Origin of the sequence: Solirubrobacter phytolaccae (genome assembly GCF_027587195.1) — a bacterium.
Taxonomy (GTDB): Bacteria; Actinomycetota; Thermoleophilia; order Solirubrobacterales; family Solirubrobacteraceae; genus Solirubrobacter; species Solirubrobacter phytolaccae.
The window spans coordinates 71826-81734 of the sequence record NZ_JAPDDP010000028.1 but is presented as its reverse complement, the minus strand read 5'-3'; the positions used below and the strand labels follow the sequence as shown (position 1 = coordinate 81734).

Here is a 9909-nt window from a genome sequence, read left to right as displayed (position 1 = left end):
GTGGCGGCCGCGGCCGCGTTCCTGGAGCAGGCGACCGCGCTCACGCCCGACCCGCGGCGGCGCGGGCTGCGCGCGCTGGCGGCGGCGGAGACGATGCTGCGCGCGGGCGCGTTCGACGGAGCGCTCGTGCTGCTCACGACCGCCGCGGAGACGCCGCTGGACGCGCTGTCCCGCGCCCGGGTGGACCTGCTGCGCGGCCAGATCGCGTTCGCCTCGCGCCACGGCGCCGAGGCCGCGTCGCTGCTGCTCGCCGCCGCCCGCCGACTGGAGCCGCTCGACGACCAGCTCGCGCGCGAGACCTACCTGGAGGCGTTCTCCGCCGCGCGGCTCGCGGGCCGGGCGGGTGAGGCCTGCGCGGCCGAGCTCGCGGACGCCGTCCGCCGGCTCCCGCCCCGCTCGGGTGAGGTCGACCTCGTGCTGGAGAGCCTGGCCGCGCGGTTCACCGACGGCTACGCCGCCGCGGTGCCCGTCCGCCGGCGGGTGGTGAAGGCCTTCCGCCGTGACGACCTCCCGGCGGAGACCGGGCTGCGCTGGCTGTGGCTCGCGTCCTCGGACGCCGCCGAGCTGTGGGACGAGGCGGGCTGGATGTCGCTCTCGACGCGGCACAACGAGCTGGCCCGCGCGGTCGGCGCGCTCAGCGTGCTCCCGCTCACCCTGCACTCGCGGGCGGTCGCGCACGTGCTCGCCGGGGAGTTCGCCGCCGCCGAGGCGCTGATCTCCGAGCTCGACGCGGTCCAGCACGCCACCGGCACGACGCTCGCGCCCTACAGCGCGCTGGGTCTCGCGGCCTGGCGGGGGCGTGAGCAGGAGCTCACCGACCTCATCGCCATGACGCTCGGCGGCATGGTCGCGCGCGGCGAGGGCGTCGGGCTGCTCAACACGCAGTGGGCGCGGGCGGTGCTCGCGAACGGCCACGGCCGGTTCCAGGACGCGGTCGTCGCGGGGCAGGAAGCGGCGGCGCACCCGAACCACGCCGGGCCGGCGAGCTGGGCGCTGAGTGAGCTCGTCGAGGCGGGGGTCAAGAGCGGGCAGCCCGAGCTGGCGCGAGACGCGTTCGCGCACCTGGAGCCGGTCACCCGCGCGAGCGGCACCGACTGGGCGCTGGGCATCCAGGCCCGCGCGCAGGCGCTGCTCAGCGATGACGAGCGCGACCATCGCGAGGCGATCGAGCGGCTGGGACGCACGCGCGTACGTGGCGAGCTGGCCCGGGCGCAGCTGCTCTACGGCGAGTGGCTGTGCCTCCAGGACGGGCGCGGCGCGGACGCCCGCGCGCAGCTGCGGCTCGCGTTCGACCAGCTCACCCAGATCGGCGCGGACGCGTTCGCCGAGCGCGCCCGCCGCGGCCTGCAGGCCACCGGCGAGAGCGTGCGCCGGCCGGCCAACGGGCGCCACGAAGCCCTCACGGCGCAGGAGACGCACATCGCCCGCCTCGCCGCGGACGGCCACACCAACCCGGAGATCGCCGCGCGGCTGTTCCTCAGCCCGCGGACCGTCGAGTACCACCTGCACAAGGTGTTCGGCAAGCTGGGCATCAGCTCGCGGCGCGAGCTCGCGGACGCGCTCCCCTGAGCATGCTGCGCGGCCGCCGCCACGAGTGCGCTGCGCTGGACGCGCTGCTGCAACGGATCCGTGTGGGGGAGAGCGCGGTGCTCGTCCTGCGCGGCGAGGCCGGAATCGGCAAGACCGCGCTGCTGGAGTACGCGGCCGGGCAGGCGGGCGGCTGCCGGCTCGCCCGTGCGGTCGGCGTGCAGGCCGAGATGGAGCTGCCGTACGCGGGCCTGCATCACCTGTGCGCGCCGATGCTCGACGGGGTGCGGGCGCTGCCGTCGCCCCAGCAGGAGGCGCTCGAAGTCGCCTTCGGGCTGCGCGAGGGGAGCGCGCCGGACCGCTTCCTGGTCGCCCTGGCGGTGCTGAGCCTGCTGGCCGAGACCGCCGAGGCGCAACCGCTCGTGTGCCTGGTCGAGGACGCGCAGTGGCTGGACCGGGCCTCCGCGCAGGTGTTCGCGTTCGTCGCCCGCCGGCTGCTCGCGGAGCGGATCGCGATGGTGTTCGCGGTGCGCGAGCCGTGCGACCCGGACGCGCTGGCCGGGCTGCCGGAGCTGCGCGTGGAGGGCCTGGCGACCGCGGAGGCGCGCTCGCTGCTCGAGTCGGCCGTGCCGGGGCGGATGGACGCGCGCGTGCGCGACCGGATCCTCGCCGAGACGCGCGGGAACCCGCTCGCGTTGCTGGAGCTGCCGCGGGGCCTGACCCCGGCCGAGCTGGCCGGCGGGTTCGGCCTCCCGGACGCGCGGCCGCTGGCGAACCGGATCGAGCAGACGTTCCGCCAGCGGGTCGCGTCGCTGCCGCCGGACACGCAACGGCTGCTGCTGACGGCCGCGGCCGAGCCGCTCGGCGACTCGAGCCTGCTGTGGAACGCCGCCACGCGACTCGGGATCGGCGGCGACGCCGGTCGCCCGGCGGAGGCCGCGGACCTGATCGAGCTGGGCGCCCGGGTGCGGTTCAAGCATCCCCTGGTGCGGTCGGCGGTGTACCGCGGGGCGGACCTGCTGGACCGCTGCGCCGTGCACGCCGCGCTCGCGGAGGCGACCGACCCGGTCGTCGATCCCGACCGCTACGCGTGGCATCGCGCGCACGCGACCACCACGCCCGACGAGGCGGTCGCCGCCGAGATGGAGCGGTCCGCCGACCGCGCCCAGCGCCGTGGTGGGCTCTCGGCCGCCGCCGCGTTCCTGGAGCGCGCGGCGGAGCTGACCCCGGATCCCGCCCGCCGTGCGCAGCGCGCGCTCGCCGCCGCGCAGGCCAAGCTCGAGGTCGCCGACGCCGCGGCCGCGGAGGAGCTCGTGTCGGCGGCGAAGCTCGGTCCGCTCGACGCGCTCGGCAGCGCCCGGCTTGAGCGGCTGTGCGCGGAGATCGTGTTCGCCCGTGGGCGCGGGCGCGACTCGCCGCCGCTGTTCCTGGAGGCGGCGCGGCGACTGGAGCCGCTGGACCCCGTGCTGGCGCGGGAGGCGTACCTGGACGCGATGGCGTCGGCGATGTTCGCCGGGCGCCTGGCGATCGGCCCGGACGAGCACGCGGTGGCCGTGGCGGCGGCGCACCGGGTCCGCACCGAAGGGCCCGCCGAGGCGCTGCTCGACGCGCTCGTGACGCGGTTCAGCGCGGGCTACGCCGAGTCGGTCGAGCCGCTCTCCGCGGCGGCGCGGGCGTTCGCCGAGGCCGACGGCGGCGGCGCGGACCGGCGCTGGCTGTGGCTCGCGTGCCGGATGTCCCAGGACCTCTGGGACGACGAGCTGTGGCACGCGCTGGCGACGCGCGGGGTGCAGCTCGCGCGCGACACGGGCGCGCTGAGCCTGCTGCCCGTGATGGCGAACTTCCTCGCCGTGCACAACGTCCACGCGGGGGACTTCGGCGCCGCGAAGGCGCTGATCGACGAGGTCGACTCGCTCATCCGCGCGACCGGCATCCCGCCGCTCAAGTACGCGGCGTTCGCGCTGGCGGCGACCCGCGGCGACCGCGCGCAGGTCCGGGCGCTGCTGGACTTCGGGCTCCCGAACGCGATGGCACGCGGCGAGGGCTCGGCGTTCGGCCTGGGCTTCTGGCTCACCGCGCTGCTCTACAACGGCTGCGGCGAGTACGCCGACGCGCTTGCCGAGGCGCAGCAGGCGGTCGAGCACGAGGACGTGATGGCCTACGGCCCGGCGCTCGTCGAGCTGGTGGAGGCCGCCGCGCGCTGCGGGCGGCCGGACGAGGCGGCCGCCGCGCTGGAGCGGTTGCGCCCGCGGACGCAGGCGGCGGGGACGGCCTGGGCACTCGGCGTCGAGGCACGCTGCCGGGCGCTGGTGCACGACGACGAAGCCGCCTACCGCGCGTCGATCGAGCACCTCGAGCGCAGTCGCGCGGCCGTCGACCTCGCCCGCAGCCGACTGCTGTTCGGCGAGTGGCTGCGGCGGGCCAAGCGCCGCACGGAGGCGCGGGAGCTGCTGCGCGCCGCGCACCTGGACTTCAGCCGGATCGGTGCGGAGGCGTTCGCCGAGCGCGCCCGCCGTGAGCTGCTGGCGACCGGCGAGACCGCGCGCCGGATCACGCCGGACCTGCGCGACGTGCTCACGCCGCAGGAGGTCCAGGTCGCGCGGCTCGCCCGCGACGGGAACACCAACCCGGAGATCGGCGCGCAGCTGTTCATCAGCCCGCGCACGGTCGAGTACCACCTGCGCAAGGTGTTCCGCAAGCTTGACGTGAGCACCCGCAAAGAGCTGCGCGAGGCGCTCGCGGACACCGTCAACGCCTAGCCGTGCCGCGCGGCTTCCAGGATCAGCTCCGCGGTCGCCACGGGCTCGGACACCGGCGCGGCGTGCGACGCCGTCGGCCGCTCGAGCACCCGGCGCGCGCAGGCGCGCTCGGCCATGAAGCGCTGCGCGGTCGCGGGCAGCAGGCGGTCGTTCCCGGCGATCAGGAACCGTGACGGGACCGCCTTCCACAGCGGGCGCGGGCCGGCGGGCTCGAGCAGCGCCTCGCGGGTGATCGGGCGCTGCGTGGTCGCCAGCCGCGTGACCTCGCGCTCGGGCAGGTCGGCGGCGAACTCGGCGTGGAAGTGCGCTTGGACGAGCGACAGGTCGGTCGTCTCGTCGGCGCGCAGGACCGCGTCGAGGTGCTCGCCGAGCGTGCTGCCCGGGAACTGCTGCGCGAGCGTGAAGCAGCTCTCGCCGGCGTCCGGCGCGTACCCGGCGACGAACACGAGCCCGGTCACGTCGTCGGCGACGACGCCGGTGATCACCGCGCCGCCGTAGCCGTGCCCGACGAGCACGATCGGGCCCTCGATCGAGCGGACGAGGTCACCCACGGCGCCCGCGTCGGCCGCGAGCCCGCGCAGGGGGTTGGCAGCCGCGACCGTGCGCTGCCCGGCCGCCGCGAGCAGGTCGATCACGCCGTTCCAGCTCGCGGACTCGGCGAACTCCCCGTGCACCAGCACGATCGTCGGCGACTGCAGAGATCTCATGGGTCTGACCGACGTGACCGCACGGCACCCCGGTTCCGTGACACCCGAAAACGCGACACCTGTTGCTAAAGAGGGACAGTCCCTCTTTATGTTCGGTGTCACGGACGAGGGGTGCTGTGCGGTCAGTGAGGGGTGCAACCGCACCCCTACCGAAGGGAACCCCGATGGAGCCCACGATCGTCCTCGTCCACGGCGCGTTCGCCGAGTCCGCGAGCTGGGACGGCGTCGTCGACACGCTGCTGGAGACCAGCCACCCGGTGATCGCCGCCGCCAACCCGTTGCGCGGCCTCGCGTCGGACGCCGCCGCGATCAGCGACCTCGTCGCCACCATCGACGGGCCGGTCGTGCTCGTCGGGCACTCCTACGGCGGCATGGTGATCACGAACGTGTCGCCGGACGCGGGGGAGATCACCGGCCTCGTCTACGTGGCCGCGTTCGCGCCGAAGGCCGGGGAGAGCGCGTTCACGCTCGCGGGCATGTGCCCGGGCAGCACGCTCGGCGAGGCGCTCGAGCCCACACCGCGCGCCGACGGCCTGACCGACCTCACGATCATCCGCGACCGCTTCCACGCGCAGTTCTGCGCGGACGTGCCGGCCGCGCAGGCGGCGCGGATGGCGATCACCCAGCGGCCCGTGACCCAGGAGGCGCTGGTCGAGCCCTCCGGCGACCCGCTGTGGAAGCACGTGCCGTCGTGGTTCGTGTGGGGTGAGGAGGACCGGAACATCCCCGCGGCGCTCGAGCACCACATGGCCGAGCGGGCCGGCGGGCGCCGCCGGATCGAGGTCCCGGGCGCCTCGCACGCGCTGTCGGTCGCGCATCCGCGCGCCACGGCGCACCTGATCCGCGAGGCCGCCGCGCTGCACGCCGTTGCGTGACTAGGGTGCCTGGCGCCAGGGACTAGGGGGTCGACGCGGGGGTGCCCCAGATGAGGGGGCGGCCGCGCCGGAGGAGGCTCGTCCCATGGCCCTTTCCCAGCCCACCGCCCCCACCGAGGGCACGGCCTTCAGCGAGGTCGTGCCCCTCGTCTGCGCCGTCGCCCTGTACGGCCCGCCCGTCGTCTTCCTGCTCGCGCCGTGGCTGGTCCTCGGCGTGATGCTGAGCGGTCCAGCGGCGGTCATCCTCGTACTGGTCGCCGCGCTGCTCGCGGCCGCCGCCCTGCTCGCGGGCATCGCCGCGCTGCTCACGATGCCGTTCCGGATGGTCCGCCGGCACCGCGCGGCGGCCGCCCAGCCCGCCGTCGGCGCCCTGCGCCGGGTGGCGGCGTGAGCGCCCCGGTGTCGGCGGCCGACGCCCGCTCGTTCGCGCACGCCCGCCCGCGCCTGCTCGGGATCGCGCGGCGGGTGCTGCGGACCCCGGCCGACGCCGACGACGTCGTGCAGGAGGCGTGGATCCGCTGGCAGGAGAGCGACCGCAGCGTCGTCCGCGACCCGGCCGCGTTCCTGGCCACGACGACGACGCGTCTGGCGCTCAACGTCGGCCAGTCCGCCCGCGCGCGCCACGAGACCGACTTCGCCCCGCGGCTCACGGACATGGTCGACCCCGGCGCCGACCCGAGGCTTGCGGCGGAGCGGCGGGCGGCGATCGAGCTCGCGCTGAGGTCCGTGCTCGAGACGCTCTCTCCGACCGAGCGGGCGGTCTACCTGCTGCGGGAGGCGTTCGACTACCCGCACCGGCGGATCGCGGCGGTCGTCGGGCTCAGCGAGGCCAACGCCCGCCAGCTCGTGACGCGGGCGCGCCGACACATCGTCGGCGCGCCGCGCTGGCCCGTCGACGCGGCCGAGCACGAGGAGCTCGCGTCGGTGTTCCTCGCCGCCGCCCGCACCGGCGACCTCGAGCCGCTCGAGCGGCTCCTGACCGAGGAGGACGCGCATGTCGCTCTCGCCGCCTGACGCCGCGCGGGCGCCGCTCATCCGCGACCACTGCCTCGCGCCCGAGCGCGTCGACGCGCCGATCCACGGCGGCCGCTACCGCCCGCTGTTCCCCGACCTGCCGCCGCTGCGGGTCGACGCGGAGGCGCTGCACGCGCTCGGCCGCGCCGGCGGCCCGTGCGACCTCGGCGACGACACCGCGGACACGGACGCCCACGGGGCCGCGGTGTGGCCGTTCTTCGGCCAGTTCGTCGCGCACGACATCACCGCCGACCGCTCGCCGCTCGTCGATCGCGCCGACCCGCGAAGGATCCGCAACTTCCGCGTCCCGAAGGCGAACCTCGAAGGCGTCTACGGGACCGGCCCGATCGGCGCCCCGTACCTGTACGCCGCGACCGACCCGGCCAAGCTCCTGCTCGCGCCGTCGGGCGTCGACGTCCCGCGCAACCACGAGGGGATCGCGCTGATCGGCGATCCGCGCAACGACACGCACCTGTTCCTCAGCCAGATGCTGGTGGCGTTCATCGGGCTGCACAACCGGCTCGTCGACCGGCTGCGCGACGATGGCGTGCGCGAGGCCGAGGTGTTCGCCGAGGCCCGCCGCGCGGCGACCTGGCACTACCAGCACGTGCTCGTGCGCGAGTTCCTGCCCGGGCTGATCGGCGCGGAGCTGACCGCCGACCTGCTCGAGCACGGCCCGCGGCTGTACGAGCTCGACGAGGACCCGTACATCCCGTTCGAGTTCGCCGACGCCGCCTACCGCTACGGCCACGCCCAGATCCGCCCCCGCTACCAGGTCAACGCCCGCTTTGGCCCGGTGCCGCTGTTCCCGGACCTGATGGGCTTCGGCCCGGTCTCGCCCGCGCACACGGTCGACTGGGCGCTCCAGTTCGCGCAGCGCGCCAAGCGCATCGACGGGCGGCTCCCCGCGCCGCTGATCGCGCTCCCCACGCAGATCACCGGGGAGGCGCCGGGCAGCGACTACGCGTCGCTGGCCAACCGCGACCTGCAGCGCGGCCAGTCCGTCGGGCTCGCGTCGGGCGAGGCCGTCGCGCGGCGCCTCGGCGTGCGGCCGCTGACGCCTGCGCAGGTCGGCCTCAGCTGGACGGACGAGACCCCGCTGTGGCTCTACATCCTCAAGGAGTCCGAGGTCCTGCACGCCGGCGACCGGCTCGGGCCGGTCGGCGGGCGGATCGTCGGCGAGGTCCTGGTCGGGGTCGTCGACAGCGACCCGGAGTCCTTCCGGTCGGTCGACCCCGGGTGGACGCCGACGCTGCCGAGCCGCCGTGCTGACGGCTTCGGCCTCGCCGACATCCTCGACCCGGTCTAGTCGCCGAGCAGCCCGGCCGGCGGCAGCTTCGCGCGCAGGCCGGGCTTCTCACCGGTCACGACGTACGCCGTGACGGCGCCCACGAGCTCGCAGAACGCGGCCGGGCGCGCCGCTGGCGAGAACAGCGTCCGGCACTGCAGCCAGGTGGCGAACTCGGACTGCAGGTCGAAGCCGACGCCGAGCGCGGCGTGGCCGAGCACGTCGTGGACGACCCGCAGCGCGTCGAACCCCGCCGCGCTCAGCACTGGGTGCGACGCCTCGCGCACGAGCGTCATCGACCCGTGCTCGCGCAGGTCCGAGCACAGGTCGGAAGCGCTCGCGTACGGCTCTTCGGTCGCGTACCGGACCCGGACGCCGAGGCACTCGCGGACGAGCGCGAGCAGCAGCACGGACTCGTCCTCGAGCGCCCGATAGGCGCGCCGCACGTCCGCGGTCGGTGGCGCATCCGGAGCCAGGAACCACTCGGCCACACGGTCGGCGTGCTCCGGGGCCAGGAACCCGGTCGTGCGCAACACGTGTCGCGCGGGCGGCGTCTCACGGGCGTAGAGCTGCGCGTGGTGCTGCGCGCGCGGCCACGCCGGGAACACCTCCGACGGGCGGAGGAGCTCGACGGTGTGCATCGGTCAGATCTCCCAGTCGCCGGTCACGAGCACGCGCAGCACGGCCTGCTCGACGGGCAGCAGGTCCGGGCTCGCGTCGACCATGACGGCGCGCGGCGCCGCGTACGACAGCAGCTCCGGCGTGACGCTGAACGCGGACGGCAGGTCGCTGCGCGCCGCCGCGGCGTAGACCGCGACCACGTCGGTGACCGCCTCCCGCGCGCTCTCGCAGACGCGGACCGCGGTGCCGGCGCGGGCGAGCAGCGCGGGGTCGGGCAGCAGCGCCTCCGGGGCGGCGACGTGCACCGTCATCCCCGTGCGGATCGCCGCCTCGATCAGCGAGTGCATCGCCGGCTCGCGACCGCCGACGTAGGCGACCTCCAGCCCGGCGAGCTCGCCGAACCGCTCGCGCAGCGTCAGGCAGTCGGCAAGGGCGCGGCACGGGTGCGCGGCGTCGGTCAGTGCGTTGATCACCGGGACCGTCGCGTGTGCGGCGAGGTCGAGCAGGTCCCGATGGTGGTCCGTGCGGATCGCGATCGCGTCGCAGTAGGAGGACAGCAGCCGCGCGGTCTCCTCGATCCCGCCGCTGCGCTCCAGCACGACGGGCAGCGCGCCGAGCCGGTGCACGGCGACCTCGAGGGAGACGCGGCCGCGCGTCCACGGCCGCTCGAACAGGCACGCCACGGCGCGCCCCTCGAGCGCGCCGCGCCAGGCCAGCGGGTGGCGCTTCATCAGCGCCGCCAGGTCCAGCAGCGCGTGCAGCTCGTCCGCCGCCAGGTCCTCGATGCCGAGCAGGCTGCGTGGGGTCGTGACGGTGGCGATCATCGTGCGTGCCCGAGGAGGCGGTGGACGAGCCGGTGCGCGTGGTGGCGCCGCCGGTGGTGGAAGTGCCGCACCGCCAGCACCGGCAGCGCGATCACGCCCACGACCGCGGCGATCGCGAGCGTGGGCACGATGACCACGACCGCGAGGATGAGCAGGGGCGGGCTGACGAGCAGCACGAGGAGGGCGATCACGGCCAGCTCCGCGACGCGGAGCGTCTCCGCGAGCGCCAGCCCGGCCGTGGTGAGCTCTTCCTCGGCGTGCTCGAGGGTGGTGGTCGTGTCGCTCATGGCGGTC

General features: G+C 75.7%; 10 protein-coding genes. 6 read left to right on the top strand and 4 right to left on the bottom strand.

Annotated features, from left to right (window positions below; translation table 11 throughout):
* Together OJ997_RS16695 and OJ997_RS16690 are read left to right on the top strand one after the other, a co-directional pair.
* Nucleotides 1-1569 (top strand): helix-turn-helix transcriptional regulator (locus tag OJ997_RS16695; RefSeq protein WP_270026308.1); only part of this gene is annotated, 1569 nt, incomplete at its 5' end.
* Between the two features lie 2 nt (nt 1570-1571).
* Nucleotides 1572-4286 (top strand): helix-turn-helix transcriptional regulator, encoded by a 2715-nt coding sequence (locus tag OJ997_RS16690; RefSeq protein ID WP_270026307.1) that lies wholly within the window; start codon nt 1572-1574, stop codon nt 4284-4286.
* Here the strand turns inward: OJ997_RS16690 and OJ997_RS16685 are convergent.
* On the bottom strand, nt 4283-4993 hold the full coding sequence (locus OJ997_RS16685) for an alpha/beta fold hydrolase (RefSeq protein WP_270026306.1): 711 nt from the start codon (nt 4991-4993) through the stop codon (nt 4283-4285). The genes OJ997_RS16690 and OJ997_RS16685 overlap by 4 nt on opposite strands.
* Before the next feature lie 164 nt (nt 4994-5157).
* Here OJ997_RS16685 and OJ997_RS16680 point away from each other — a divergent pair, with 164 nt between their 5' ends.
* The 4 genes from OJ997_RS16680 to OJ997_RS16665 all read left to right on the top strand — a co-directional run bounded on the left by OJ997_RS16680 (nt 5158) and on the right by OJ997_RS16665 (nt 8191).
* The gene (locus tag OJ997_RS16680; protein WP_270026305.1) at nt 5158-5868 is read left to right on the top strand and encodes an alpha/beta fold hydrolase; all 711 of its coding nucleotides are present in this window, start codon (nt 5158-5160) and stop codon (nt 5866-5868) included.
* A gap of 85 nt (nt 5869-5953) precedes the next feature.
* Nucleotides 5954-6259, top strand: a complete 306-nt coding sequence (locus tag OJ997_RS16675; protein WP_270026304.1) for a hypothetical protein — start codon at nt 5954-5956, stop codon at nt 6257-6259.
* Nucleotides 6256-6882, top strand: coding sequence for a sigma-70 family RNA polymerase sigma factor (locus OJ997_RS16670; RefSeq protein WP_270026303.1), 627 nt, complete (start codon nt 6256-6258; stop codon nt 6880-6882). The genes OJ997_RS16675 and OJ997_RS16670 overlap by 4 nt, the downstream gene beginning before the upstream one ends.
* A complete protein-coding gene (locus tag OJ997_RS16665; RefSeq protein WP_270026302.1) occupies nt 6863-8191 on the top strand; it encodes a peroxidase family protein in 1329 nt (442 codons plus the stop codon). The genes OJ997_RS16670 and OJ997_RS16665 overlap by 20 nt, the downstream gene beginning before the upstream one ends.
* On the opposite strand, the gene OJ997_RS16660 is transcribed toward OJ997_RS16665, so the two are convergent.
* The 3 genes from OJ997_RS16660 to OJ997_RS16650 are packed head-to-tail and all read right to left on the bottom strand — an operon-like array spanning nt 8188 to nt 9902.
* Nucleotides 8188-8811, bottom strand: a complete 624-nt coding sequence (locus OJ997_RS16660; RefSeq protein ID WP_270026301.1) for a hypothetical protein — start codon at nt 8809-8811, stop codon at nt 8188-8190. The genes OJ997_RS16665 and OJ997_RS16660 overlap by 4 nt on opposite strands.
* Before the next feature lie 3 nt (nt 8812-8814).
* The gene (locus OJ997_RS16655; RefSeq protein WP_270026300.1) at nt 8815-9615 is read right to left on the bottom strand and encodes a Rossmann-fold NAD(P)-binding domain-containing protein; all 801 of its coding nucleotides are present in this window, start codon (nt 9613-9615) and stop codon (nt 8815-8817) included.
* The gene (locus OJ997_RS16650; RefSeq protein WP_270026299.1) at nt 9612-9902 is read right to left on the bottom strand and encodes a hypothetical protein; all 291 of its coding nucleotides are present in this window, start codon (nt 9900-9902) and stop codon (nt 9612-9614) included. The genes OJ997_RS16655 and OJ997_RS16650 overlap by 4 nt, the downstream gene beginning before the upstream one ends.
* Between the last annotated feature and the right edge of the window lie 7 nt (nt 9903-9909).